This window comes from Shinella sp. HY16 (genome assembly GCF_028534175.1).
Lineage (GTDB): Bacteria > Pseudomonadota > Alphaproteobacteria > Rhizobiales > Rhizobiaceae > Shinella.
In genome coordinates, this window is sequence record NZ_JAHYXL010000001.1 from 2,429,910 (window position 1) to 2,456,086 (window position 26,177).

At 65.8% G+C, this 26,177-nt stretch carries 22 protein-coding genes; 4 read left to right on the top strand and 18 right to left on the bottom strand.

The genetic code is table 11. The features are described 5' to 3' along the window. Positions 1-145 precede the first annotated feature (145 nt). The 6 genes from K0P03_RS12115 to K0P03_RS12140 form a co-directional block, all read right to left on the bottom strand. The gene (locus K0P03_RS12115; protein WP_130515224.1) at positions 146-2,158 is read right to left on the bottom strand and encodes a sensor histidine kinase; all 2,013 of its coding nucleotides are present in this window, start codon (positions 2,156-2,158) and stop codon (positions 146-148) included. Then, the gene (locus tag K0P03_RS12120) at positions 2,151-3,545 is read right to left on the bottom strand and encodes a sigma-54-dependent transcriptional regulator (RefSeq protein WP_272789702.1); all 1,395 of its coding nucleotides are present in this window, start codon (positions 3,543-3,545) and stop codon (positions 2,151-2,153) included. Before K0P03_RS12120 ends, K0P03_RS12115 begins: the two co-directional genes overlap by 8 nt. A 149-nt stretch (positions 3,546-3,694) precedes the next feature. Beyond that, entirely contained in the window at positions 3,695-3,916 is a 222-nt protein-coding gene (locus tag K0P03_RS12125) for a hypothetical protein (RefSeq protein ID WP_024270484.1), read from the bottom strand. Between the two features lie 173 nt (positions 3,917-4,089). Beyond that, positions 4,090-5,475 carry a sensor histidine kinase gene (locus K0P03_RS12130; protein ID WP_023513324.1) on the bottom strand — a complete coding sequence of 462 codons (1,386 nt, stop codon included), beginning with the start codon at positions 5,473-5,475 and terminating at the stop codon, positions 4,090-4,092. Then, a complete protein-coding gene (locus K0P03_RS12135; protein ID WP_023513323.1) occupies positions 5,472-6,128 on the bottom strand; it encodes a response regulator transcription factor in 657 nt (218 codons plus the stop codon). The genes K0P03_RS12130 and K0P03_RS12135 overlap by 4 nt, the downstream gene beginning before the upstream one ends. A 108-nt stretch (positions 6,129-6,236) precedes the next feature. Continuing rightward, complete coding sequence (locus K0P03_RS12140) at positions 6,237-7,883, bottom strand: phosphoethanolamine transferase (RefSeq protein WP_050744597.1); 1,647 nt, start codon at positions 7,881-7,883, stop codon at positions 6,237-6,239. Between the two features lie 161 nt (positions 7,884-8,044). Between K0P03_RS12140 and K0P03_RS12145 the strand changes: the two genes are divergently transcribed. Together K0P03_RS12145 and K0P03_RS12150 are read left to right on the top strand one after the other, a co-directional pair. Beyond that, positions 8,045-8,188, top strand: coding sequence for a hypothetical protein (locus K0P03_RS12145; protein ID WP_023513321.1), 144 nt, complete (start codon positions 8,045-8,047; stop codon positions 8,186-8,188). Positions 8,189-8,251: 63 nt separating this feature from the next. Continuing rightward, a complete protein-coding gene (locus tag K0P03_RS12150) occupies positions 8,252-8,911 on the top strand; it encodes a glutathione S-transferase family protein (protein ID WP_272789703.1) in 660 nt (219 codons plus the stop codon). 28 nt (positions 8,912-8,939) lie between these two features. On the opposite strand, the gene K0P03_RS12155 is transcribed toward K0P03_RS12150, so the two are convergent. The 12 genes from K0P03_RS12155 to K0P03_RS12210 all read right to left on the bottom strand — a co-directional run bounded on the left by K0P03_RS12155 (position 8,940) and on the right by K0P03_RS12210 (position 25,142). Next, positions 8,940-9,317, bottom strand: coding sequence for a hypothetical protein (locus tag K0P03_RS12155; protein ID WP_272789704.1), 378 nt, complete (start codon positions 9,315-9,317; stop codon positions 8,940-8,942). Positions 9,318-9,352: 35 nt separating this feature from the next. Then, on the bottom strand, positions 9,353-11,524 hold the full coding sequence (locus K0P03_RS12160; protein WP_272789705.1) for a cellulose synthase: 2,172 nt from the start codon (positions 11,522-11,524) through the stop codon (positions 9,353-9,355). Positions 11,525-11,731: 207 nt separating this feature from the next. Beyond that, entirely contained in the window at positions 11,732-14,083 is a 2,352-nt protein-coding gene (locus K0P03_RS12165) for a cellulose biosynthesis cyclic di-GMP-binding regulatory protein BcsB (protein ID WP_272789706.1), read from the bottom strand. Then, entirely contained in the window at positions 14,080-16,251 is a 2,172-nt protein-coding gene (gene bcsA / locus K0P03_RS12170; RefSeq protein WP_024270485.1) for a UDP-forming cellulose synthase catalytic subunit, read from the bottom strand. The genes K0P03_RS12165 and bcsA overlap by 4 nt, the downstream gene beginning before the upstream one ends. Before the next feature lie 89 nt (positions 16,252-16,340). Continuing rightward, the gene (bcsN, locus tag K0P03_RS12175; protein ID WP_051758642.1) at positions 16,341-17,312 is read right to left on the bottom strand and encodes a cellulose biosynthesis protein BcsN; all 972 of its coding nucleotides are present in this window, start codon (positions 17,310-17,312) and stop codon (positions 16,341-16,343) included. 155 nt (positions 17,313-17,467) lie between these two features. Next, the gene (locus K0P03_RS12180) at positions 17,468-17,953 is read right to left on the bottom strand and encodes a GlcG/HbpS family heme-binding protein (protein WP_023514348.1); all 486 of its coding nucleotides are present in this window, start codon (positions 17,951-17,953) and stop codon (positions 17,468-17,470) included. 107 nt (positions 17,954-18,060) lie between these two features. Next, positions 18,061-18,657, bottom strand: a complete 597-nt coding sequence (locus K0P03_RS12185; protein ID WP_272789707.1) for a response regulator transcription factor — start codon at positions 18,655-18,657, stop codon at positions 18,061-18,063. After that, positions 18,654-20,282 carry a sensor histidine kinase gene (locus K0P03_RS12190; protein ID WP_037406919.1) on the bottom strand — a complete coding sequence of 543 codons (1,629 nt, stop codon included), beginning with the start codon at positions 20,280-20,282 and terminating at the stop codon, positions 18,654-18,656. Before K0P03_RS12190 ends, K0P03_RS12185 begins: the two co-directional genes overlap by 4 nt. An 81-nt stretch (positions 20,283-20,363) precedes the next feature. After that, a complete protein-coding gene (locus K0P03_RS12195; RefSeq protein ID WP_272789708.1) occupies positions 20,364-21,806 on the bottom strand; it encodes an amidohydrolase family protein in 1,443 nt (480 codons plus the stop codon). Further along, entirely contained in the window at positions 21,799-22,893 is a 1,095-nt protein-coding gene (locus K0P03_RS12200; protein ID WP_023517070.1) for an amino acid ABC transporter permease, read from the bottom strand. The genes K0P03_RS12195 and K0P03_RS12200 overlap by 8 nt, the downstream gene beginning before the upstream one ends. Before the next feature lies 1 nt (position 22,894). Next, complete coding sequence (locus tag K0P03_RS12205) at positions 22,895-24,043, bottom strand: amino acid ABC transporter permease (RefSeq protein WP_272789709.1); 1,149 nt, start codon at positions 24,041-24,043, stop codon at positions 22,895-22,897. Positions 24,044-24,122: 79 nt separating this feature from the next. Continuing rightward, positions 24,123-25,142, bottom strand: coding sequence for an amino acid ABC transporter substrate-binding protein (locus tag K0P03_RS12210; protein ID WP_272789710.1), 1,020 nt, complete (start codon positions 25,140-25,142; stop codon positions 24,123-24,125). A gap of 611 nt (positions 25,143-25,753) precedes the next feature. Between K0P03_RS12210 and K0P03_RS12215 the strand changes: the two genes are divergently transcribed. Both K0P03_RS12215 and K0P03_RS12220 read left to right on the top strand, forming a co-directional pair. After that, positions 25,754-25,951, top strand: coding sequence for a hypothetical protein (locus K0P03_RS12215; RefSeq protein WP_023516174.1), 198 nt, complete (start codon positions 25,754-25,756; stop codon positions 25,949-25,951). Between the two features lie 10 nt (positions 25,952-25,961). After that, entirely contained in the window at positions 25,962-26,144 is a 183-nt protein-coding gene (locus K0P03_RS12220) for a hypothetical protein (RefSeq protein ID WP_272789711.1), read from the top strand. Positions 26,145-26,177: the final 33 nt, after the last annotated feature.

Genomic DNA, 26,177 nt, shown 5'->3' on the forward strand with positions numbered 1-26,177 from the left:
CTTGCAGACGGCCGGAAGCCGAACCTCCCGCGCGGAGCTCTGCAAGGTGCATGCCAAAGCGGATTTCGTTTTAAATCAACAGCTTGGAGAAGAGAGCGGAATCAAAATGGACAGTTTGTCCGTAAACGCCGGACAAACTGTCCGGTCAGGCCGCCTCGGGCAGCCAGATGGTGAAGGTGGCACCCTCGCCCGGGCGGCTCGTGACCGCGATGGCGCCGCCCTGCCGCGTCACCAGCGTCTGGCTGATGGAAAGGCCAAGGCCCGTACCCTCCTGCCGCTTGGTGGTGAAGAACGGGTCGAAGACCTTTGCGACGAGATCGGGCGCCATGCCGACGCCGGTATCGCTGACGACGATCTCCACGCCCGGGCGCCCGCCACGGTCGCTGTCCCGGGTGACGATGCTCAGCCTGCCGCCATCGGGCATGGCGTGAATGGCATTGACGACGAGATTGACGACGACCTGCTGGAGCTCGGTGCGGTTCATCAGCACCAGCCGTTCGGCCGTGTCCTCCAGCCGAACCTCGATCGCCGCCTTGGCAAGCAGGTGCTGGACGAGCGGCAGGCAATCGGCCACCGCCATGCCCGGCGCGTGGCGATCGACGAAACCGGCGAATTCCTCGGGCTTGGCGAACTGCAGGAGCTTCGTGACGATCTGGCTGACGCGCTGGATCTGCTCGTCGAGAAGCTGGAACTCCACCTTCGCCAGCTCCGCCCGGTCGCCGACCACGGAGCGGATGACCTCCAGGTTGCCCTGCATGACGGCGATGGGATTGTTGATCTCATGGGCGACACCGGCGGTGATTTCGCCGATCGCGGCAAGCTTTTCCGACAGGATGAGCTGTTTCGTCGTCGCCTCCAGTCGGCGATTGGCGAGCTGCAGCTCCCGGGTGCGCTCGTCGACGCGCGCGTTCAGCTCCTCGTTCCAGCGGCGCAGCTCCAGGTCGTTCTGTTCGAGCTTGTTCAGGAGATCATCGAGATGTACGGCGACGCGGCCGATCTCGTCCTGGCTGTCGACCGGGCCGGTGCGCGCGCCAAGATCGCCGCTTTCCACCCGCGCGATGGTGGCGTCCACCCGCTCCAGAGGCTCGAAGATGCCGCGCGCCCAGCGCAGGAAGATCGGCACGCTGGCCGCCGTGATCGCAAAGAAGGCGGCGACGATGGTGAGAACCGTCTGGTACTTTGCCGCCGTGAACGGCGCCTCGAGGAAACCGACATAGAGCATGCCGACGCGCTGGCCGTGACTGTCGGTGATCGGTTCATAGGCGGAAATGTACCAGTCATTGACGACGAAGGCGCTGTCGAGCCAGGTGCGCCCCTCGCCGAGCACGGCCGAGCGCACAGCGGCCGAAACGCGCGTGCCGAGCGCGCGGCGCCCTTCGAACAGGCGCACATTGGTGCTGATGCGCACATCGTCCAGGAACAGCGTCGCCGTTCCCTGGCTGCCCTCCGGCAGGCTCGCCTCGCGGTAGACGAGATCGTTGATCGTATCGATGAAGACGAGGTTCTGGTTGAGCAGGATGCCGCCGACGAGTACCGCCTTGCGCCCGTCGCCGAGCGTGACGGGGCTCGCGCTCTGCACGACCATGCCGCGCGTCTCCTCCGTGCGTTCGGTCGGCACCGCATTCGTCGTCGAGACGAGCGGCAGGCGCGCGCGGGCGGCAAGATCGGGCGAGAGCCGCTCGAGGTCGGCGTTCTCGAAAATGTCCACGCCCGTCGCCGGTTTGCCGGCCAGCGCGTCGCGGATGACCGGCCAGTCGGTGCGCAGCGTCTCGGCGGTGGTCGCGGTCACGGAGACGACGAGCCTGCCGTCCGGCGTGACGACATAGAGGAAATCGAGCTCCAGCCGCGCCCGCGCCTCGTCAAGCAAGGTCTTCAGCGCGCCGTTGTCGCCGGCGCTGTCGCGGAACCGCACGGAGCCGCCGAGCGCGGTGACATGCTCGCCGGTATTGTCGAGGATATGGGCGAGATACTGGTGCGCGATGGTGAGGTCGCCGTTGACCTTGGAGATCAGCGTCGCGTCGAACTTCTCGTTCCAGCGGTAGACGGTGATGCCGAGCAGCAGCGGCAGGATCACCAGCATCGGCAGAAGCGCGATGGCCAGCAGCCGGTAGCGCACCGAGCGCGCCGGCCGGATGACGCCCTGCCTGCCGTCAGCCATCCCAGGCCGCCAGCTTGCGGTCGATCGTCTTGCGGGAAATGCCGAGCTGACGCGCCGCCTCGTCGCGCCCGCCATGGCAGGCGGCAAGCACCGAGAGGATATGGCGCCGCTCGACATCGGCAAGCGACCCGCCCTCTCCGCCGGCCGGCGCCGACGCCGGCCACTGCCCGAACCCATCCGGGAAACGGCCGAGGATCAGCGTGCGCTCGATGAGGTTGCGCAGCTCGCGCACATTGCCCGGCCAGCCATAGGCCGACAATGCCCGCCGGGTCGCTTCGTCGATCGGCACGGCGGGCATGGCCAGCTGCGCCGAAAGCTTCTTCATGAAGAGAGCGGCCAGTTCCACCGCATCGCCGTCGCGGTCCTTCAGCGGCGGAAGATGGATCTGCATGACATTGATACGGAAGAACAGATCGGCCCGGAAGCGCCCCGCCTGCACCTCCTTTTCCAGCTCCGCATTGGTGGCGAAGACGAAGCGCAGGTCGACCGGCACCTCACGCTCGGAGCCGACGGGCCGCACCTTGCGGTCCTCCAGCACGCGCAACAGCTTGCTTTGCGTGGCCGGCGGCATCTCGCTGATCTCGTCGAGAAACAGCGTGCCACCCTGCGCATGCAGGAACAGGCCTTCGCGCGCCCGCTCGGCACCGGTGAAAGCGCCCTTCAGGTGGCCGAAGAGCTCGCTTTCGATCATGTCGGGCGGGATCGCCCCGCAATTGACCGGCACGAAGGGTTTGGCTGCGCGGTCGGACAGCGTGTGCAGCGAGCGCGCCGCCACCTCCTTGCCGGTGCCGGACTGGCCGGTGAGCAGAACGGAGGTCGGCAGCGGCGCGACGCGGGCGATGGTATCGCGCACGCGGGCGATGGCCGAGGATTCGCCGATCAGCCGGTCGCGCAGGAGGATATGGTCGGAGGTCGCCTTCAACTCGTAGCGCAGCACGTAGTTTTCGCGCTGCAGGCGGATGCGGTCGAGGCAGCGTGCGACGGCGTTGAGCAACTGGTTGGAGCGGAAGGGTTTCAGGATGAAATCGACCGCGCCGGCCCGCAGCGCCTGGATGGCGGTTTCGAGATCGGCATAGGCGGTCATCAGAATGGCATCGGCGAAGAAGCCGATGGCGCGCTGTTCGGCAAGCCATTCCACGCCGTTCTTCTTCGGCATGATGTTGTCGAGAATGACCACGTCGAAATGATTCTGGTCGAGCTTGCGCGTGGCCTCGTCCGTATCGGCCGCCAGTTCCAGCTGACGGCAGCGCGGCCCGAGCGTGCGCATCAGGAAGTTGCGCATGCCCGGCTCGTCGTCGACGACGAGGATCGAGGCTTGCGCCAGCCACGGCCCGAATTCCGGGTCAGCGGACGTGTCGCGCAGCACGCGCACGGCTTCAGTCGGCACCGCATCTCCTCCCGATGGTCAGGCGCTTCAGCTTTGCCCGCCCGAATGCAGCAGCACTGCACGCTTTTGCCCGGACGGCTTGAACACCTACCATAGAAAGCCGCCGCCGCGAGCACAAGGCGAGCGCGGCGGCGGGCCGGGAGGAATTGTCAGGAATGGAGATGAATGCGCTCACGGCGCTCACGCATCGCCGCAAGTTCCTGTTCGATATGAATTTTCCGGGCATCCTCCATCGCCGCGGCGATGGTTTCGCTGATCACACGCACACTGTCTTCAGAGATGAGCGGCGATGCCCCCTGGCACTCCGCTGCATGCAGTTTGCAAAGCGCGCTGGCGAGCAGCCGCGCATAGTCTTCCGGTTTGCGACCCATGTTCCCCACCTTTTCTGATTAGAGCCACAGAAAACCACACAATGAGGCAAAAAGCCACAGTTTTCTCACATGCTAATGGAAAAAATTGTGGGCATATCCGCACGGCTCTCCACGCAGAAACGCCGGAAAACGAGACTGTTCAGAAATGAGGCAGGGAAAGTGCCGGGCGGGCGTCAGCGTGCGGGCGGAAACACGATGTCTGCCTGGAAACCGTCAACACGCCCGGCAATGGGCGATGTGAGAACGAGGCTGGCACGCATCTGCGCCAGCAACCGGTCCGCAATGGAAAGCCCGAGACCGGAGCCCGCGGCAAGCGTTCTGCCACGGGAAAAGCGCTTGCGCACTGCGACGAGCTCCGCCTCGCTCATGGCCGGAGCGCCGTTGCGGATGCTGACCGCGCCCGTTTCGGTGAGGAGGATCTCGATCGGCTCGTCCGCCCGCCCATGCAGCAACGCGTTTTCGACGAGGTTGCGCAGCACGATGGCGAAGGCGTCGGCCGTGCCTTCGCGCTGGGCCGGTCCTGCAAGATCGTTCCGGAAGCGGATGCGGCTGGCCTCATCCGATGCGCGCTGGAAATCCGTGACGACGACACCGAGCACATCAACGAGGTCGAAGGTGGTCTCGCTGACGCCGATCCCCGCTTCGGCGCGGGCAAGCTGGAGCAGCTTTTCGGTGAGCTTCGTCAGCTTCTGCAGGGAAGCTTCGATCTGCTGGGCGCGCGCGCGGGTCGGGGCATCCTTCAACTCGGCCATGAGCAGCTGCGTCTGCGCCAGCGCACCGGCGATCGGCGTGCGCAGTTCGTGGGCGCTGTTGGAGGTGAATTCCCGTTCCGCCGCCAGCACGGCGCGCAGCCGCGCAAGCAGGAGGTTGACGGAGCGCAGGATCGGCTGCAGCTCCTGCGGCAAATCCACCGCCGCGATTGCCGCAAGATTGCCGCCATCCTTCTCACCGATCGCCGCCCGGAGCGTCTCGACCGGGAGGAGCACGCGGCGCACGACGATCCAGACGGCCAGCACCGTGACCGGCACGATGAGCAGGACCGGCAGCAGCAGCGCCAGCGAGCCCTCGACCATGGCCTCCCGTCGCTCCTCGGCCGAATCCTGCACCTGTACGAAGATGGAGCCGTCCGCCGTCGCGGCGGTGTAGATCCGGCCCCGCTCGCCATCCCTAAAACCCACCTTCAACGGCCCGTCGAACGGCTCCGCCGAAGCTGTGTGCGAATGCAGCAGCACCCGGCCTTCGCGGTCGCGCACCTGATAGGTCAGGTACTCCTCGCCGGGCTGCGAGGGCGAGCGCTCGATCCGCCGGGGGACATTCAGGTCGTCGCTGCGGTTGAGGTCGTCAATGACGAGCGGCACGAGGCGCTCGGCGGTCTCCTGCAGGGAACTGTCGAAGATCTCGCCGAACTCATCCTGCATGACGAGCGCGCCGAACCCCACCGCGACGAGCCAGAGGCAGGTGGTGATCACGGTGATCCACAGCATGAGCTGGCCGGCAAGGCTCTTCGGCCGGAAGGCGCTTGCACGCGGTTCCCTGCTCTCCGGCGCGGTCTCCGTCATCGGCCAAGCCTGTAGCCGATACCGCGTAGGGTCTCAACGCAATCCTTACCGAGCTTCTTGCGCAACCGGCTGACATAGACCTCGACCGTGTTGCTCTCGATCTCCGCCCCGAAGGCATAGAGCGCCTCCTCGATCTCACCCTTGGAGACGACGGCGTTGGGCCGCGTGGCAAGGCGCGCCAGCACCGCCCATTCGCGGCCGGACAGGTCGATCGGCGCGCCATCGCGCAGGACCCGGCGGTCGGCCAGCTCGATCGCCAGCGAGCCGGATTCCAGCACCGGCAGGGGCGACGCCGAATAGCGCCGCGCGACGGCGAGCATGCGAGCGCCGAGTTCACCGAGATTGAACGGTTTGACGAGATAGTCATCCGCCCCGCTATTCAGGCCCTCGATGCGGTCGGAAATCTGGTCATGCGCGGTGAGGATGATGACGGGCACAGTGGCACCGGAACGGCGAAGGTTCTTCAGCAGCGAGAGGCCGCTGCCGTCGGGCAGGCGCAGGTCCAGGAGAACCAGCTCGTAGCCGACCGCCTCGGCCGCCATGCGGCCGTCCTCGAGCGTCTGCATCCAATCGACCGCATGGCCGAGCCCGGCCACATAGTCGCGCACCGCCTCGCCCAGAACGGCATCATCCTCGATCAGCAGAACCCGCAAGTGCCCGTCTCTCCGCATACCGGCAGCAGCACGCCGACAGGCCTGCACGCCACCTTCCGAATCCGGAGAATACACGGGAGAAGCCGGGCTTGCCATCGCCCATCCCGGTCAGGAAACGGCGCCGAGCCGGCAGGATGACATGAGGTCGAGCGCGGGGTCGCGCACCTTCGTTTCCACGCGCATCATGCCCAGAACGGTATGGAAGAGCTTGTCATGCGATTGCGGCTTCAGCGTTTCCGCATCGAGACAGGCTTCGGAATAGGCGGCCTTGGCATCCTTGCCGAGCCAGAGCACGAAGGGCACATGGGTCTGCTCGCCCGGCGCGATCATGTAGGGCGCACCATGCAGATAGAGGCCGAGCTCGCCGAGCGATTCGCCGTGATCGGACATGTAGAGCATGGAGACGTCGAGGCTGCCCTCCGCCTTCTGCAGCCGGTCGATCACGCCGGCAAGGACATGGTCGGTATAGGCGATGGTGTTGTCATAGGCGTTGACGATCTCCTCGCGTGTGCAATCGGAAAACTCAGCGCTGCGGCAATCCGGCTTGAAGCGGCGGTATTCCTCGGGATACCGCAGCCAATAGGACGGGCCGTGACTGCCGATCTGATGCAGCACGAGCACTGTGTCCTTCTTCACCGAGCCGATCCAGGCGTCGAGATTGTCGAGCAGCACCTGGTCCTGGCACTCGCCGCCCGAACAATAACGCGGGTTGCCGCCCGCGATCAGCGAACGTTCCTTCACGCGCGCGGCGATCTTCTTGCTGCCGGTATTGTTGTCCCACCATTCGACATCGACGCCGGCACGGGAGAGCACGTCGAGCAGGTTCTCGGTCTCCAGCCCCTTGCGGTGCGAATAGTCGGCGCGGGTGTAGACGGAGAACATGCAGGGCAGCGAGACCGCGGTCGCCGTGCCGCAGCTCGTCGTATCGCCGAAGTAGCGGATGTCCTTCGTCTTCAGCTCGGGATTGGTCTCACGTTCATAGCCGCCGAGCGAGAAATTGGCGGCACGAGCCGTCTCGCCGGCAACGACGACCATCAGCCGCGGCTTGCGCTCGGTGAAGGGACCATCGACGACGCGGGCATCCGTCCCCAGCGGAGCGGCCACCACGTTGCGATCCGCCGATTGGCCGGCGGCGAACTGCACGGCCGTGACGAGCGGCACGATGGGGTTCAGCGTCTCGAACCAGTCGTGATGCGACCGGACGGTGGCGGCATAGACGCGGGCATGGGAAAGGCCGGCGACCAGCGCGATGACCAGCGCGGGCAGGATGACCGCAAGATTGGCCCGCAGCTTCCAGAAGAAGGTGTTGTGGCGGACCTTGACCCAAATGAGGAGCGCCGAGGGCAGCACGCCATAGACCAGCATGTGCAGGACGAAACCCGGGGTGATGAGGTGCCCGGCCTCCGCGCTGTTCGTCTCGGCCGCATTGCGGATCATCTCCATGTCGATGATCACGCCATACCGATCCATGAACCAGGCGCCCGCGGCGCTTGCCAGGATGAGCAGGATGAAGATCGGCTTCATCGCATATTTCACGGAGACCGCGACACAGAGCGCAATGTAGAGGCAGGCGATGCCGACGGCGATGGAGAAGAACGTGGTCGGCCGGCCGTCGAGGTAGAGCCAGCCTTTCGACCAGAAGCTGCGGTTGGTCAAAGCGAGCAAGTAGAGCGCCGTCAGGATGCTGACGGCGATGCTGCCGAGTTGCGGCCGCCAGAAGGCGGGGAAGCCGGCCTTGCCGGTTGTTTCGCGCATCGGATGTCCTTTCGAAAGCGTCTCCGGCAGCCCGCGGGCCGCCATCCCGCGCCCTCCCTGCCCCGCGAAACTGACAGCCGCCTGAACGACGCCGGCGGCCGCGTTCAGCGCAGCGTCAGCTTGGCAGTGGACAAGACGCACAGTCGTGTATGAGGTGATGCGTGAAATCGAGACTGCTGCACCCGGGCATGCTGTTCGTGACAGCCCTGGTTTTCATGGTTCTGGCGATCCCCCTCGCCCAGATGCAATTTTCAAGGCCGCACGGCCAGGACGTGCGTCAGGTGCTGCTGCTGCGCGCAGGCTGAAGGAGAAACCGATTGCACTTCGCAATCGGATTTGCGACAACATCCGCAGCTGCGGAGGTTGCCATGAAACCCGTTCTCTATGCTCATCCCTTTTCCAGCTACTGCCAGAAGGCGCTGACGGCGCTTTATGAAAACGGCACCGACTTCGACTACCGCCTGCTCGACCACACCGATCCCGATACGCTGGCCGATTTCGAGAGGCGCTGGCCGATAAAACGATTCCCGATCCTCGTTGACGGCGACCGCACGATCCTCGAAGCGAGCATCATCATCGAATATCTCGGGCTCCATCACCCTGGCCCGGTCAAGCTCATCCCGGACGATCCGAAAGCGGCGATCGACGTGCGCATGCTCGACCGCTTCTTCGACAACTACGTCTCGACACCGCAACAGACGATCGTCTTCAACGCCATCCGGTCGGAGGACGAGCGCGATCCCTACGGCGTAGCGCAGGCGCGCGACATGCTAGAACGTGCCTATGCCTGGCTCGACACACATATGGACGGCCGGATCTGGGCTTCGGGCGACCGCTTCACACTGGCCGACTGCGCCGCCGCCCCCTTCCTGTTCTATGCGGACTGGACACACGCCATCGACCCGGCCTTCGCCCGTGTGCACGCCTATCGCCGGCGCCTGCTCGCCCGCCCCTCCTTCGCCCGCGCCGTGGACGAAGCCCGCCCCTTCCGGAAATTCTTTCCGCTCGGGGCACCCGATCGCGACTAGGGAAAATTCATGGGCTTCCGCCCAGCGGCTAGCCGGCCCGGCAATGCCGCCGCTCATCGGCCATGGCCTCGCCCTCGATGCCGGTGATGACGAGGATCGGCAGGGCCTGGCGCCTGCCGGCAATCTCGTGGTCACGGCCCTCGACATGGCCGCGCAGCACAAGCCGGCCGTAGTAAAGCGCGTCCGTCTTGCGGATGCGCTGCTGGTCCACCTCGGCAAGCCCGCCGATATCGGGAGAGACACCGCGGAACTCCTCGCCGCTGTCGACATTGCGGGCGGTCGAGGACGGGCAAGGCGCCTTCACGCAGCGAAGGCCGTTGTCGCAGACGACATAACGCCCCTCGGCGGCAGCGAGCGGAGAGGCGAACAGCGGAAAGGCAACCACCACAAGGGCACGAAGGCGCATGCATCATCCTCCCTCGGAGTTACGGCCAAAGCGCGTTACTTGCGGCCATCCCGCTCGCGGCGCATTTCGGCGAGCGCACGGATGGCATCCTGCCGCCCGGTCTCGCCCAGCGCTTCGAACAGCCGCATGGCATCCACGCGCATGCCGAGGTTCTTGTAGGCATAGGCACGCAGCACCATCAGGTCCGCGGGCTCCGCATGGTACTGGCGGCGCTGGTCCAGGAACACCAGCGTTTCGCGATAGCGCTGCGCACGAAAGCTGCTGACGGCTCGATCGCCGAGGATCGCCGTCTGCAATTCGGCAACGCGGCCCTGTTCGAGCCTGGCCTTGGTGGCGGAGACCGCGGCATCACTCGTCAGTCCGGCCCGCAGATAGGCAAGGCTCTGGCCATAGGCAGCGTCGCTGCGCGTGCGCCCCTCGCCCGCCAGCGCCGCTTCGAAGGCCTGCGCGGCCTCCAGCGGCCGGTTGACCTCCATCAGGCACCAGCCGAGCGAAAGCGCGCCTGCTGCCGAAAGACCGCTGGGATCGCGCGTGCTGCGGCAATCCACGGCGCCCTCCATCCGGCGCACCGTGCGGGCGCCGCGCTGCGGCTTCAGCGCAACCTCCTCGACCACTTCGCGCAGCGGCACCCGGCGCTCGGTGCGGGCGATCCGTGCCTGCCGGTCGCGCAGCACCGGAGCAGCCTCTTCGCTCGTGTCGCGCTCGCCAAGCAGCGCGATGCGCTCGGACCGCTCCGCCCAGGCCTGCTTGACGGCGGCAAGACCGGCGCGGTCCTCCAATCTCAGCCGTGCGACGCCAAGGCCGTAGGCGGCAGGCTCATAGTCGGCCTTCCATTTCAGCACCTGCGAAAACCATTCCTCCGCCGTTTCCGGCTGATCCATGGCGAGCGCATACCAGCCGAACTGTTCGCCGGTCTCGGGATGTTTTTCCTCCAGCGTCACCTGCGCGATGCGACCGAGCACCTTGGCATCGAGCTTCGGCGGCGGATCGAGCGCCAGCAGGTTGGCGGTGGCCGCGAGATAGGTCTGCATCGCCTGGTCGGAGGTCGTGCGCCAGGCATACATCACGTCCTCCGCATCGACGGGCATCTTGCGCGCCAGGAGGATGAGGGCGAGGCCCTGGGAGGCCGAGGCGGAATCCTCGACGGCACGCGCCTTGCGGAAGAAGGGTTCGGCCTGCGCATTCTGATCGCGCCGCAGATGATACCAGCCGAGGAGCAGCGCGTCGGAGGCGAGCCCCTCGTCCGTCACCAGCTTTTCGACGAGCTTCAGATAGGCCGGCGCCACGGTGATCGTCGCATCCTCGTCGCCCTCGCCGACGAAGCGACGGGCAAGATCGTTGCGGATCACGTCGAATTCCTTGACGCCATCGGCGCCGGTCCGCTCACGGGCGACGAGGTCCTGCATGTCCGCATAGCCGAGCAGGGTCGAGGCCTTCTGCACGGTCGCGATACGGATCGGCCCGTCAGAGCAATTGTCGAGCATGTAGCCGTAGGCATCCTTGGCGCGCTGCACGCGCTCGGTCTTCACGAAGGCTTCGGCAACGCGCCAGAGCACATCGGCATCCGAGCAGGTGAGCAGGCTGGGTGTTTCCGCCCCAAGACGCACGACATCCTCGCTGCGCCCGGCATTGGAAGCCGCCACCAGTTCGGCACGCTTTTCCGCCACGTCGAGACGATCGACAAGATCGGCGGGCGGCGTCCATTGCGGGTCGTCCTGCTGGCGCTTGGCGATCGCCGCGCGCACGTCGGCGTACCGCGACTGGGCGTAGAGCGCCCACATCGCCTCGAGCTGGCGGTCTTCGTTGACCGGCACGGCAAGCGGATTTTCCGGCGGTATCCAGGTCGGATAGAGCGTGCGCAGACGGGCGATTTCCGCATTCAGCCGGGCCGTATCGCCGCGCGCCGCGAAATAGCGCAGCGCGCTTTCGTCGACCACCGGCTTGTTCTCGACGGGCTCCACGACGGCCGTCGGCTCCGTACCGGTCCCGGCCGTCTGCCCGGCCTGCTGCGCCTGCGCGATTTCCACGCGCGACTGCTTGGTCAGGGCGGAGGACGCTTCATCCAGGCTGTTCGTGGTAACCTCGTCGGTGCCCGCGCCGAGGTGCGGCAGGCCCTTCACCAGACCGGCGGGCACGCCAAAGGATACGCCTGCGACGCTGGCTGCGCCGGCGGAGACGAGGACGAACGCCACGAGGATCGACTTCATCCCGAATTTCCTTCGGTCCATCACTGCCACCACAGCGCCAAGCATCAGTCATGACGCACGAGGGACGCTGCAACACTTCAGTCGGCCCGGACGGTCCACAGCGACACCATGCGCCATGAACGATGGGACATGTCGTTCTGTCCCCCGGATGAGCCAACCAATCGTGATAAAACCCCGATAGGGTTAACCGACGGTAAACACGCGCCCTCAGACTTCCCTACCGAAGCGGCGCAGAAGGCCGGATGTGGCAATGCCGAGCAGGATCGACAGCACGCAGAACACCACCGCATAGGCGAGGATATTGGAGGACAGCCAGTTCGCCGCGACCAGCCGCATGTTGGAGAAGGTCCAGGGCTGCGTCGCCACGAAGCGCGTTCGGCTGACCGGGCGTGTGTCGAGCGCGTCCACATCCTTGCTGTCCAGGCTGACATAGCCGTCAAGCTGCTGCCAGCGATCGTTCTGCGCGACCGCCACCATCCCTGCCTTGAGATCGGCCCCCGTCGGTGCGGAAAGCACGGTCCAGGTCGCGCTTTCATCGGGGCTGTTGCCTTGCGCCACCAGGAAGCGCGCCGTATCGCCGGGCGCCACGAGCGACTCCGCTCCCGGCAGCAGGCGAAGCGAGGAGAGCGGGATGTCGAAGGTCTCCTGCAGCCAGGCCTCGAACGCGGAAATCTGGCCGCGCCACGAACCGCCGCGCACGCGTGATTGCCATTCGTCGAAGGCCTCCTGCGTCGCGCCGTGCTGTCCGCCGCCATCGACCGGCCCGCCCCAGGCGGAGGCGCTTTCGGCTGCGATATGCGTCTGTCCGAGCACGAGCGGGGGAAGCTGCGAGATCGTGCCGACGAGGATGGCATTGCGCTCACCGATGGCGAGCGCCGAGGATTCCGGTCGCACCTGCAGCGCCCGCCCGCTCGAGACTGCCATCTTGCCGAGGAAGGTGGCACTCGTCGACAACGTGTCCGCATCCAGGCGATCAAGGTAGAGCGCCATCGGGTCGACCTGACCGTTATAGGGGAACCCCGTGCCCGAGAGCGCGGCAAGATTGGGCAGCTGCGCGACGCGGGCAAAACGCGGCATGCGGAACTCCGAGGAATCGAACAACGCAAAGCGCGGCTCGTCACTGGCGCTCGCGCCCGGGGCGCAGATCTTGTCCGCCTCCGTCAGGAGCGCGGTCTCGATGTCGATGCGGTTCGGCCCCGGCCGGAAATGCCGCATGGTGACGCGGATCGGCAGGTGGCGGAAGATACCGCCGTTGCGGTTGGTGATCGGCACGGTCGTTGCGATGTTGCCGTTCACATAGATGTCGATATGGCTGCCGGGCAGCACTTCCGGCGAATAGGCGGCATCGAGCAGCAACGTCGCCTCGCCGTAGGCATCCGCGTAGAAATCCGGGGGGATGCCGATGTCGAAGCCGGTACGATAGCGCCGGCCGCTGAACTCGCCGGTGCGCACGCCGAGCGCGGAAAAGCTGAGAGACGTCTCGCCGGACAGGAGCGGCATGTCGGTGCCGTTGCGCTGGCGCACGCTGAGCGCCTCGCGCGTCACGCCGAGCGGCCGGTCGATGGGCGAGACCATGCCTTCCACGGCCCCCTCGATCGACGGCCAGTCCGGACCGCTGACGACGAAGACCTTGCGATCGCCGGCCGGCGCATCGACGAAGGTGGCGACAGCCGAGGAGCGCGCCGTCGCCGGCAGGCCCGGCAACAGCGGCGCGAGATCGCCGGCCGTGCCGACCAGCACCGTCAGCTCACCGGCACCTGCCGTCGCCGGCAGCGTGTCCGTCAGATCGAATGTCTGATTGGGCATCTTCGCCATCAGCGCAAGGCCCTGGCTAAGTCGCATCAACGCATTGGTGGCAACGGGCTGGCCCATTTCCGGCACGACCATGACGAACTTCGTCTGCCCCGTCGGCCCGAGGCCGATGGCGGCGATGTCGTCGGTTGTCAGCAGGCGGCCACTCGTGTCGCGCGGCACCGTCAGATAGGTGCGGGACGGGTCGAGCGACGTCCAAAGGTCATAGGTCGAGCGGATCGTGCAATCCGTCCGGTGCCGGTGCACGGCGTTGAAGGTCACCCGGTTGATGCCGGGGCGAAGCAGGCCCGCCGGCAGGTCGAAGCGCACGTCCTTGACGCCCTCCGCCGACTGGACCGGAACCTCGCCGACGACCGCATCGTTGACGATGACGCTGAGCCGCGAGATTTCCGGGGCCACCACGACGGCATTGGAGTAGCCGAGATTGATCGTCGTCGCGCTGCCCGCTTGCTGCGGGGTCAGGAAAAGCGGGAAGGAATGGCTTGCGACCTCCCCTTCCAGAAGCAGCGATTTCGCGGAAATGATGTAGCGCCGGAGACCGAGATCCGGCGTCGCGGCCTTCTTCTCCGGCTGCTTCGTTTCCCGCGCGGTGGGCGTGCTGCCCTCCACCGTGGGCGTCTTTTCGATGGTCGGACCGCGTTCGCCGGACATGTCGAAAGGAACGGACGTATCCTGCGCCAGGGCGACGGATGCGGACAGGGCGAAGGCGAGGCCGGCAAAGACGGCCTTGACGGTGAGGACGCTCACGATGTCGTCTCCCCCTTGCGAGCGCCGCCAAGGCTGCGCGCGAAATAGAGAAGCCCGCGGCTCGTTTGGTAAAGGGCGATGCCGAGGAACCAGAGGGTCCCGCGGAAGAGGCCGGGATTGTAGCGGCGCGAGACCTGGAAGTCGCTCCACTGGTTGGAATTGGCGAAGATCAGGTCGGCGACGAGCGAATGGTGCCGCGCCACTTCCGGCATGAAGCGGCAGCCGACGGCGCTCACGCTGCCGAGGTTTTCGACATTGCGCACGTCGACCGGCAGGGCCTCCTCGTAGTGCGCGCCGTAAGGCGTGAAACGCAGTTGGCAGCGCGCCCCCGTCGCCAGATCCGGCTCCAGCCCGAAGACCTGCACCCGCGCGCCGTTGGCCGAGACATTTTCCAGCGTCGAGGGATATTCGCGGCCGTCGATGATGAACGTGCAGCGCCGCTTGACCGTCACACGCCGGCTCGCCGCCCGCTCGCTGCGTTCCGACACGACGCCGAGCGCGCAGCCCGCGATGATGAGGTTAAGCAGGTTCCACCCGCCGACGACGAAGGTGACGTCCGCCTTGTAGGGCTCGGAATAGAAGCGGTAGATGCTCATGAGGAAGGCGACGAACAGCACGGCGAAGATGACGAAGAACGGCCGGCTGATCTCCGAAAGCCGCGATTCGCGGATCGACTCGTCCTTTGCCGTCACCTTGAAGGTCGGCTTGGTCGGGTTGAGCATGACCGAGACGACGGCGGGCAGGAGATGCACGCTCTGCACATATTCGTAAAGCTCGGAAATCCAGGGCCAGCGGAACGAACCGTAGAGGTAGTTCTGCATCATCAGGTTCACGAGCATGTAGGCGAGCGTGTAGCCGAGGAATTCGCCGCCGGAGGCCGTGAAGATTTCCAGATCGAAGAACAGGTAGAAGAGCGGCGCGAAGAGGAAGATGGTCCGCGGGAACGGGAACAGCCAGAACAGCATGGACGACATGTAGCAGAGCCGCTGCGCCAGCGAGAGCCCGCGCTTGAACAGCGGGAAACGGAATCGCAGGATCTGCATCATGCCCTGCGCCCAGCGGCTGCGCTGGCCGATGAAGCTGGCGAAGGTGGCGGGCTGCAGCCCGGCGATCAGCGGCTTGTCGACATAGACGCTGTTCCAGCCGCGCGAATGCAGCGCCAGCGCCGTCTCGCAGTCCTCGGTGATCGAAAGGCCGGAGAAGCCGCCCGCCTCGTTGAGCGCTGTGCGCCGCAGCACCGCGGCCGAGCCGCAGAAGAAGGCGGCGTTCCACTTGTCGAGGCCGCGCTGGATGATGCCGTAGAACATCTCGTTCTCGCTCGGCATCGTCTCGAAGGTGCGCAGGTTCCGCTCCAGCGGATCCGGATTGAGGAAGAAGTGCGGGGTCTGGACGAGGAAGAGTTTCGGGTCGTCCGCAAAATAGCCGACGGTCTCGCGCAGGAAATCGCGGGCGGGTGCGTGGTCCGCATCGAAAACGGCGATCAGCTCGCCGGTCGAGTGCTGCATGCCGTTGTTCATGTTGCCGGCCTTGGCATGCTCGTTGCGGGCGCGGGTCAGATAGTTGACGCCGAGATCGCGGCAGAGCGTCTGAAGCTCGCGGTGGCGGGCCTCGGCCGTCTGCGCCTCGATCACCGCCGCGGCATTGCGCTTCTGCTCCGTGCCGCCATCGTCGAGCAGCCACACGGTGAGCTTGTCCGCCGGATAGTCCATCGCCTTGGCGGCGGCGAGCGTGTTGGCGAGAAGGCCGATATCCTCGTTATAACTCGGCACGAAGACGTCGACGGAGGGCAGCCTGCCCTCCTCCGCCAGCCGGCTCTTGCGCGGCGGCAGGGGCATCGCCACGACGAAGAGGCTGAGCGCCAGCATCATCACGCTGTACATTTCCGCCAGATAGAGCAGGAAGCCCGGAATGAAGTTTTCCAGCTGGTTCAGGGGCGGCAGCGTGCTTGTGGTGCGCCAGTAGACGTAGCGCAGCACCACGGCCGTGCCGAAGGCGAGCGCGATCAGCCGCCAGATGCCCTCGGCGCGCAGCACCTTGATAACCGCCATGAAGGTGACGACAGCGATGCTGGCGATAAGTTGCGTCTGCAGATTGATGGGCAGGGTGATAACGAGCATCACCAGGGCAGAGACCAGCGCCCACAGGAGAATCGTGCCGATATGTCTCATACGCCGTCCTTCGCCATCATAGCGCGCTCATTCGAGAAAACCTTACGCACCATTTTGTTAAGGAGAAATTAGGCAGCACAACCCTTCCATCAATTACAAGTTGCAGATCCTGAAGCCGACGTAACACAAACGGGCGACGGCACCACCACGGCCTCTCCCTCGGTTTCCGAGACGGCACCACCCGTTGGCGACGGCACGATGACGGTATCGCCCCTGTCGAGCGTATCCGTACGCCGCAGCACGGGCTTCCTTTCCGTCGTCTGGCGGCGGACCGCCGGCACGCGCGCATCGCTCTCCACGACAACCTTTGCCGGCGCCTTGCGCTCCTCGATCGCAACCCGCAGCGGCTCCCCGCCGCCGATCCCGCTGTCGACAGAAGGCGGTGTGCCGTAAGGGTTCCAGGTCGCCCCGGAAAAGCCGCCGACGACGGTATAGCCGTACATCATCTCGACCAGCTCCTTCTCGCCGGCGCCGGACTGGCAGACGCGCAGGCGGATCTGGATCGAACCGTTGCTGTTGAGCTTGCTGCGATCCGTCTCGTCCGCGCGGATCTGCTGCCAGCCATAGAGGCAGCCATCGTCGCCGGCACCCCGCCCGTAGGCGTAGCCGAACGGGCCATAGCCGTTGCGCACGAAATTCGACGAGATCGCGAGAGCACGGCCGGGCAGTGCCGCGCGCATCTCGCCGCGGATCGCCGAATGCTGCACCGGCTTGAAGGCGAGCGTGCCACCAGGCATCGCCACCGTCTCGGCCGGACCGAAGGCCTGGATGCTGATGAAATTCTGGCCGGATGTCGCCGCAGAGGTGGAAAGCGCGATCTGCTGTTCGATCGCATTGGTATATTGCCGCTGGATCACGCTGACGATCGAAAGCGTGCCGGGAGCCGGCAGCACCAGAGCGCTCGACGCCGGAACGGTCGTGGAAAGGGTCGCAACACCGGGACCCGGCCGCGCTGCGCAGCCGGCGGCCAGCACTGCTGCCGCGCAGGTCGCAAGCAGGACGCTCCCCTGGAACACCCCGCCGCCACGACCGGAAAAACGAATCGCCGCCGAATCATCCATGCAGCACTCATATTTCGCCCGGACGCGAATAGGAATCCCCATTTCCCGCCACATGCCCCCGGGATCCGCTTCAAGCAGGCGGAACCTGGAGGCATCCAGACGGCAAAAAGCCCCGGCATCCGCACGATGCCGGGGCTTTCCTGTCACTTAATATCTTACTTCAGCTTGGCGCTGACAGCCTCGATGCCGGCGCGGGCGCATTCGTCGTCGATGTCGCCGCTCGGAGCGCCGCCGACGCCGATGCCGCCGATCGTCTCTTCACCAGCCTTGACCGGCACGCCGCCGGCCAGCACCAGCAGGCCCTCGATCGAAACGAGCTGGGCAGCAGCCGGGTTCTTGCCGACATTTTCGGCAATCTTCTGGGTGGGCGTGCGCATCGAGGCGGCGGTGAAAGCCTTGCGGACGGCGCTGTCGAGGGTGTGTGGGCCGGCACGGTCGGCACGCAGGACGGCGCGGGTGACGCCGGCGCGGTCGACGACGGCAACCGATACGTTGAATTTCTTGGCAGCGCAGGCCTTCACAGCGGCATCGGCGGCCTCAACGGCGATATCGAGCGGCATGTTGCGCTCGGTGAGGATTTCCGCCTGGGCAGCGCCGGCAAGCGTGAGAGCGGCAAAAGCGGCAGCAACGAAGGTCTTCATGTCTATCTCCATCTGGGCCGCTCGGTCTTGCTGGCGGCGACGACCCTCTTTTCGGAGATTTCCGGCCCAGACGGTATCGGTGGACGGACGGAGCGGGGTCCGTAGGACTACGGAGTCTGCCCGATCAGGGAAAGGCGCGCGAACTCCGCGACCGAGGTCGTGCCGAGCTTCTGGGCGATGTTGGCCCGATGCGTATCGACCGTGCGGGGCGACAGCTGCAGGGCTTCGGCGATCTCCTTTGTCGACCAGCCGCGCCCGACCATGTCCAGCACCTCGCGCTCGCGGTCGGTGAGCTGCGCCACCAGTTTCGCCGCCTCGGCCCGTTCGGCATGCACATCCAGTGCACCAGAGGCCTGTTGCAGCGCCTCGACCAGCACCTGCTCGTCGATCGGCTTGGTGAGAAAATCGACGACGCCGGCCTTGAAGGCGCGCCGGCAGGCATGCACGTCGCCATGGCCGGTGCAGATGATCGTCGGCCAGTCGCAGCCGATGGCCGCAAGCTTCTCGTGCAATTGCAGGCCCGTGATCGCTGGCATGCGCAGGTCGAGCAGCAGAACGCCGGGCCTGAGTTTCGGCGCGCGGGCGAGAAAGGCGGTAGGATCTCCGAAGGTCTCGATGCGGATGCCGTAGGTGCCGAGCAAAAGCGAGAGTGCGCTGCGCACACCCTCGTCGTCATCGACCAGATAGACCGGCGCCATCGTCATTCCGCTGCCTCTTCCCGTTTCTGCACGTCCTCTGCCGCCGGGAGCCTTACGGTGAAGACAGCGCCGCCAGCCGCCCCGTTTTCCGCCGAAATGCTGCCGTCGAAACGCTCGACGATGCTTTCGCACAGGCTGAGCCCCAGCCCCATGCCGTCAGGCTTGCTCGAGAAGAACGGTTCGAACAGCCGGGGCTGGATATCCGGCGCGATGCCGGTGCCGTTGTCGAAGACGCGGATCGCGTAACCCGCCGCCTCCGGCATAAGCGCCACACGCACCCGTCCGTCCGACCGCCCTGCCTCGCCCACCGCATCGGCCGCGTTGCGGATGAGGTTGTGGATGACCTGCTCGATCTCCACCGGATCGACCCGCGCCAGCGCCGGGGCTTCCGGCAGATCGACATCGAGCGCGATGCCGCGCCGGTCGAGGTCGATGCGCGACAGGGCAACGATATCGGCGACGTGTCGGGAAAGGTCGTGCAGGCCGGCCTCCAATGCACTCTTGCCGACATAGGCGCGCAGACGCACCAGAATATCGGCCGCACGCTTGGCCTGTAGCACATTGGCGGCAAGCACGCTGTCGATTGGTGTATCCGCGAGACCGGCGGCGGCGGCAATGCGCCGGCCTGCCTGGCTCTGGCTGAGCAGCGCCGTCAGCGGCTGGGTCAATTCATGGGCAATGCCCGAGGCCATTTCGCCCATGCTGTTGATGCGCAGGGCATGGGCGAGCTTCGTCTCGTGCTGGCGCAGCGCTTCGCGCCGCGCAGCCGCCTCCGCCGCCTCCCGTGCCAGCGCCGCCTCCTGCCGGTGGCGTAAAAGCGAGCGCACGAGCACGAGCCCGGCAAGCGAGAGGACAGCGAAGAGCGCGAGCGGCAGCGGCGGAAGCAGCGCCGCCAGCGTGACATGCCGCTGCAGCGAAAGCCTGAGAGGCTGCGTGGCACTGGCGATCGGCGCCTCGAAACGGATGGTGCGAGCCAGGAAACTCGAATCCGCGGGCTGCGCCACCCCCGTCTCCAGCACCGTGCCCTCGCCCATCGCCAGCCGGAGCGTGGCCCAGCGCGGCAGCTCCTCGCCCTCGACGAGCTTTGCACCGTCGATATCGAGGCTGACGGCCATGGTGTCGTTCATGCGCTTCATCAGGCGATAGTGGCCGGGCCGCGCATCCGCGCCGAAGGCAGCCTTCCCGGGGGTAAGCGCCTCCACGGCCTGCGAAACCGCTTCCGGACTTGCCGTCGCGCCATCGGCGGATGTCGCCGAACTCACGATGCCCGCCCCCTCACCCGCCCTCAGATCGACGAGGTCGATCGCGACGATGCGCGGATAAAAGCGCAGGATGGATTTTGCGACGAGATCGAAATCCTCCGACGGCTGCGCCTGCGCAAGCCCGAGGGCACTGAGGCTCGTCAGGTGTGCGTCGTGCTGCGCGACGCGCTGTGAGATCACCCTTTGCAGCGCGCGGCCGCTCTCGGAGACTTCAAGTTCCAGCGCCTGCCGGTGGCTCCAGGCCGAATAGAGGCCGAAGGCGGCAAGCAACAGCAACCAGCCGCCGGCAAGGGCGGCCGAGGAACGAAGAAAGGTCAGGCGTGCACGCATCCGGAATGAAGCCGCGTCAGGGATCGGGAAGACCATCATAGGGCCTCCCCGGCGCCTTGGCGATCCGCAGCACCACGGATATCGGCCTGGAACCTGCCGGCGATCCGGGCCCGGCTTGCGTTAGGACAGGACCGGCAGCGACAGCGGCGCAAGCACCGCGGCGGGCCGGCCACGCGGATCGTTCGCCTGGAGGCGACGCACCGCAAAATCCTGCACCGCCTGCAGTTCCGCCAGCGCACCATCGTAGTCCACCAGTGTCGGGCGGTCGTCCCGCATGACGCAGGTGCCATCGACATAGACGCCGACGACGGCGCGCTCGGCGGCGCAGTGCAGGAGGTTGCGCAGGGGGTCGTAGAGCGGCTGCATGCCGGGATGCTTGAGGTCCACAAGCGAAAAATCCGCCTTCGCGCCGCGGGTGATGCGGCCGATATCGCTGCGTCCCAGGGCCTTGGCGCCCGACAGCGTGGCTGCCTCGAAGACCGCGGCCGTATCGACGTCGAACACCGAGCCGCCGGCGATGCGGGCGCAGATCATCGCCATGCGCATCTCTTCCAGCATGTTGAACGGATAGCTGTCCGTGCCGATCGCCACGTTGACGCCCGCCTGCCGGTAGCGGCCGAGCGACTGCAGCACCATGCCGCTGCGCGAGAAGGTGACCGGGCAATGGGCGACGCTCGTCCTGCTGGAAGCGAGCCGCTCAAGATCCACCGCCGTGCGCTGGCGCGTCCAGTCATGGCTGTCGACGAAGATGCAATGCCCGAGGATAAGGTCCGGCCCGAGAAGGCCGAGGCTTTCGAGATAGGCGACGGCGGTGAGGCCGTGGCGGCGCATCAGTTCCTCGTGCTCGGCCATGGTCTGCGCGGCATGGATGGTGATCGGCACGCCGCGGCTGCGCGCCGCGTCCGCAGCCTCCTGCAGCAATGCCGCAGAGCAGGTCTCGACCTGTGCCGGGGCGACGATGCCGCCGAGCCGGCCCGAGGGATGCGCGCGGGCAGCATCGACCGTCTCCAGCGCCCGGGCGAAGGCCTCCCTGCCCCGCGCGCCGTCCCAGCGGAAGTCCAGCCTGTGGCTGTCCTCGACATGCCAGGCCGCCTCGCGGAAGCCCGGGGCGACATAGGCGCGCGCGCCGCTCTTGACCAATGTCGGCAGCCAGCAGGCATGCGGGCCGGCAATGTCGACGAAGGTGGTGACGCCGCTGCGCAGGAGATCGCCGAGCATGACGGTGAGCGCCGCCTCGACCGCGTCGTCGCCAATCTCGATCAGCGTCGAATATTCGTACATCGCCTGCCCCCAGAGGGCCGCCGTGCCGGCGTCCTCGAACAGGCTTTTCGAGACCGGTTCCTCGCCGGAATGGCAGTGCACATTGACGAGGCCCGGCATGACCATGCGGTCGCGGCCGGAAATCTCCTCCGCAAACGAGCCTTCGTAGCGCCCGCCGACATGAACGAAGCCGGCCGCGTCGAAGGCGACGTCCGCATCGTGCAGATAGGCATGGCCGCCGCACGCCGCATCGTAGGCGATAACGGTATGGGCGTTGCGGATGACGGTGACGGTATCAGGCATGGGTCGTCCGGAAATGCTTTTCGAGGAAACGGCTATAGGCGCCCATCAGGGCACTGAAGGTGAAGTAGACGGCGGCAGCGACGAGATAGCCTTCGAGAACGGCAATGCCCTGCCATTCCGGATCGCGGATGGCCGAACGCACCGTATCGAGAAAATCGACGAGGCCGACGATGGTGACGAGCGTCGTATCCTGGAAGAAGCCGATGAACAGGCTCACCATCGGCGGAATGACCTTCTTGAGCGCCTGCGGCAGCACGATCTTGCGCATGACCTGCCAGTAGTGCAGCCCGAGCGAGGATCCGGCCTCGTATTGCCCCGCGGGCACGTCCTGCAGGCCGCCGCGCACGATCTCGGCGATATAGGCGGAGGCGAAGAGGATGATCGCCACCTGCGCGCGCAGCAGTTTGTCGATGGTGACGCCCTCGGGCATGAACAGCGGCAGCATGACCGTCGCCATGAAGAGGATGCTGATCAGCGGCACGCCGCGCACGATCTCGATGAAGCCCACGGCGAGAATGCGGATCGCCGGCAGGTCGGAGGCACGCGCCAGCGCCAGCACGATGCCGAGCGGCATGGCGAGCGTCAGCCCGACGAAGGAGAGCATGAAGGAGAGCGGCAGGCCGCCCCAGCTCGTCGTCGCAACGGGCGTCAGACCGAAAATGCCGCCTGCCATCAGGATGTAGAGCACCGGCAGGACGACGAGGATCCAGGCAAGAAGCAGACCCCGGCTCCAGAAGCGCGGCATCATGGAAAAGAGGAAGGCGCCGAAGAGCAGCGCTAGCGCCAGCATCGGCCGCCACTGTTCGTCATAGGGATAGAAGCCGAACAGCATGTAGCGCAGTTTCTGCGCGACGAACGGCCAGCAGGCGCCGCTTGCCGCCTTGCAGGTCTCGCCACCGCCGGAAAACACCGCATCGGCCACCAGCCAGCCGAAGGCGAGCTTGGCGACGAAAAAGATGGCGGCAATAGACAAGATACTGACGAGCGTGTTGCCGGGCGTGCCGAAATAGGCGGAGAACCTGCCGAGGCGCGGGGCGCTCGGCGCCGGCTGCGGCGGCGCGAGGACAAGGGTCTGGACGTCGGCCATATCAACGCTCCTTCAGCGCGACATGCGCATTGTACCAGTTCATCACGAGCGAAATGGTGATCGAGAGGGCAAGGTAGACGCCCATGAAGATCGCAATCGTCTCGATCGCCTGACCCGTCTGGTTCATCACCGTGTTGGAGACCATGACAAGGTCCGGATAGCCGATGGCGATGGCGAGCGAGCTGTTCTTGAAGACGGTAAGGTAGGTGTTGGTGAGCGGCGGGATGATGATGCGTAGCGCCTGCGGCAGCACGACGAGCCGCATGGTCTTGCCACGCGCAAGGCCGAGCGCGGCGGCCGCCTCCCACTGCCCCTTGTCGACCGCCTGGATGCCGGCACGCACGATCTCCGCGACAGTCGCCGAGACGCTGAGCGCAAGGCCGAAGAGCAGCGCCACGAATTCCGGCCGGACATGCAACCCGCCCGTCAGGCGGAACTTTCCGGCCGTCGGGAAATCCCAGTCGATGCTGAAGCCGCCGGAAAGCCAGAGCAGCAGGGCCGGCAGCACGAAGGCAGCCGTGGCGATGAGCCCACCGTGGTTCGAGCGGCCGGTCGCAACGCGCTTCTGCGTGGAGACCCGGCGAATGACGAATGCAGCCGCTGCGCCGCCGAGGAGACAGGCGAAAAGCGCCGCACCGCCGCTTTCAATGAGGGCCGCCGGCACGACGAGGCCGCTGTTGGAGAGATAGACGCCCGGCAGGAGGTTCAGCGCCTGCTTGACCGGCGGCAGGATGAGGATGATCAGCGAATACCAGAGGAAGAGATAGAGCAGCAGCGGCACATTGCGCAGAAGCTCGACATAGACGAGCGCAAGGCGCGCCAGCAGCGGATTGCGCGACATGCGCGCGATGCCCACGGCAAGGCCGATGAGCGTGCCGAAAATGGCGGCCAGCAGCGACACCTTCACGGTGTTGGCGATGCCGACGAGGATGGCCCGGCCGACCGTATCGGTCGCCTCGAAGGCGATGGCGGATTCGGTGATGACGAAGCCGGCGGGCCGGTTCAGGAAATCGAAGCCGGTCGCGATGTTCTGTTTGGCGAGATTGCCGCTCGCGGTGGAAAACATCGTCCAGCCGACGAGGATCACGGCGCCGATCGCGACGACCTGGTAAAAGTAGGCGCGAAAGCGCATGTCATGCAGGAAAGCCATGTATCCCCACCGCAAAAGACCAAAAGGGGATGGGCGCGCGCACCGCCATGCGCGCGCCCGGACGATCGCTCGGAAGCGATCAGCGGATCGGCGGCGAGTAGATCATGCCGCCGGCGTTCCACAGCGCGTTGGGGCCGCGCGTCAGGCCGAGCTTGGTGCCCTCACCGAGACTGCGCTCGAACACTTCGCCATAGTTGCCGACGCTCTTGATGATGTTGTAGCCCCACTTGTTGTCGAGGCCGAGCATCTTGCCGAGCTCTTCCGTGGCGCCGAGCATGCGCTGCACGTCCGGATCCTCGCTCTTCAGCTTCTCGTCGACATTCGCCTGGGTGATGCCCTTCTCCTCGGCGGCCATCAGCAGCCAGACCGACCAGGAAACGATGTCACCCCAGTTGGAATCGTTCTGGCGGAAGGCCGGCGCCAGCGGCTCCTTGGAGATGGTCTCCGGCAGAACGATATAGTCGTCCGGATTGTTGGCGACGGCGCGGATCGAGGCAAGGTCGGACCGGTCGGAGGTGATCGCCTCGCAGCGGCCGGAATAGAAGGCCGCGCGGTTCTCGTCCGGGCTTTCGAAGACGACGAGCTCGAACTTGCCGTTGATCGCGCGGAAGAAGTCGGAGATGTTCTGCGCCGTCGTGGTGCCCGGCAGGGTGCAGATCGCGGCTTCCGTCAGCTCCTTGGCGCTGGAAACGCCGAGCGACTTCGCCACCATGAGACCCTGGCCGTCGTAAAAAACCGTCGGGCCGAAATCGAGGCCGAGCGAGGCATCGCGCGAGAAGGTGTGGGTCGTCTGGCGCGACAGGACGTCGATCTCGCCGGACTGCAGCGCCTGGAAGCGCGTGTTGATGTTGGTCGGAACGAAATCGACCTTGTCGCCGTCGCCGAAGACCGCGGCGGCGATCGACCGGCAGATGTCGGCATCGAAGCCCTGCATGCGGCCCTTGTCGTCGGGCGCCGCAAAACCCGGCGTTGCCAGCGAGACGCCGCAGACCAGCTTGCCGCGCGCCTTGACGGTTTCGAGCGTGCCGGCTGCCGAGGCCTGACCGGCCATCGCGAGCCCGAGCGCGGCCGCGCAGATCGAAAGAAGTGCCTGCTTCATGCTTCCCCTCCCATTGGGTGTTGTTGGATAGAGCCGACGCACCGCCCTCCAGCGACACCGCTCCATCGCGACCTCTTAGATCGCAATTATTGTGTACAATGCAAAAAGCGCATCATCAACAGTTCCAGTTATGGAATGTCGACAATCCCACAAAATCAGCCATGTACAATGGGCATGAAGCCATGTATATTAGACATTAACTGTTATTCTGCACACCTTCGAAGGCGCAACTGATGCGCTGGAAGGTTTATGCATATCGATAAATTTATCAGGTCATACAGTTTCCCGGATATTTGATTATACAATTGTCGTCGGACAGCCGAGGTGAGGTTTCCGGCCAGAATTTCTCCCAGGCGACGAGGCTGGAACGCGAATGCTCCGGCCTCGTCGCTGTCCCGCCCTTGGCATCGCAAATGCGCGGCCCTCCGTCGCGCAGGCGTGGCGGGACATCTGCCACGACTATCGGCAACCGCACGCGGCGGGTTTTCACCGGCATGGCACAGGCCCGTCCGCTGGCTGCAAAGCACCCGAATTTTTCCCGTATGCCTGCGGGAACAATCGGCACGGTTACCGGTTGAGGTCATGCCCTTGACAATGAGGCGTGATGCTCGATGCCGGACCAGTCCAAGCTCTTTCCCGACCACCGAAGGCTGTCGGGAGAACGCTACACGATAGAAACCTTTCGCACGGCCTACGATCTGCCAGCGCAGGAGGCCAAGCGCCTCTACGACAAGTTCGGCCCGTCCAAACGGGAGCTGGACCTGTTGATGCGCGCCCGCCAGAACCCGGCGCAGTTCCTGAATTTCTAAGGAGACGGACATGACGAGCCCGAAAGCACAAGGCGACCCGAAGCGCCCCTCCCCCGGCGAACACAAGCCCCGGAACGATCTCGAGCCCGGCGATACCACCGCCGAGCCCGAGACCGAAGCCGAGAAGACCAGGCGCGAACAGGCGACGAAACCGGCGCTGATGCCGATCGGCGATCCCGCAGGCGCAGCCTGAAGACCGCTGCCTTCTCTCCAGAAACCCCGCCGC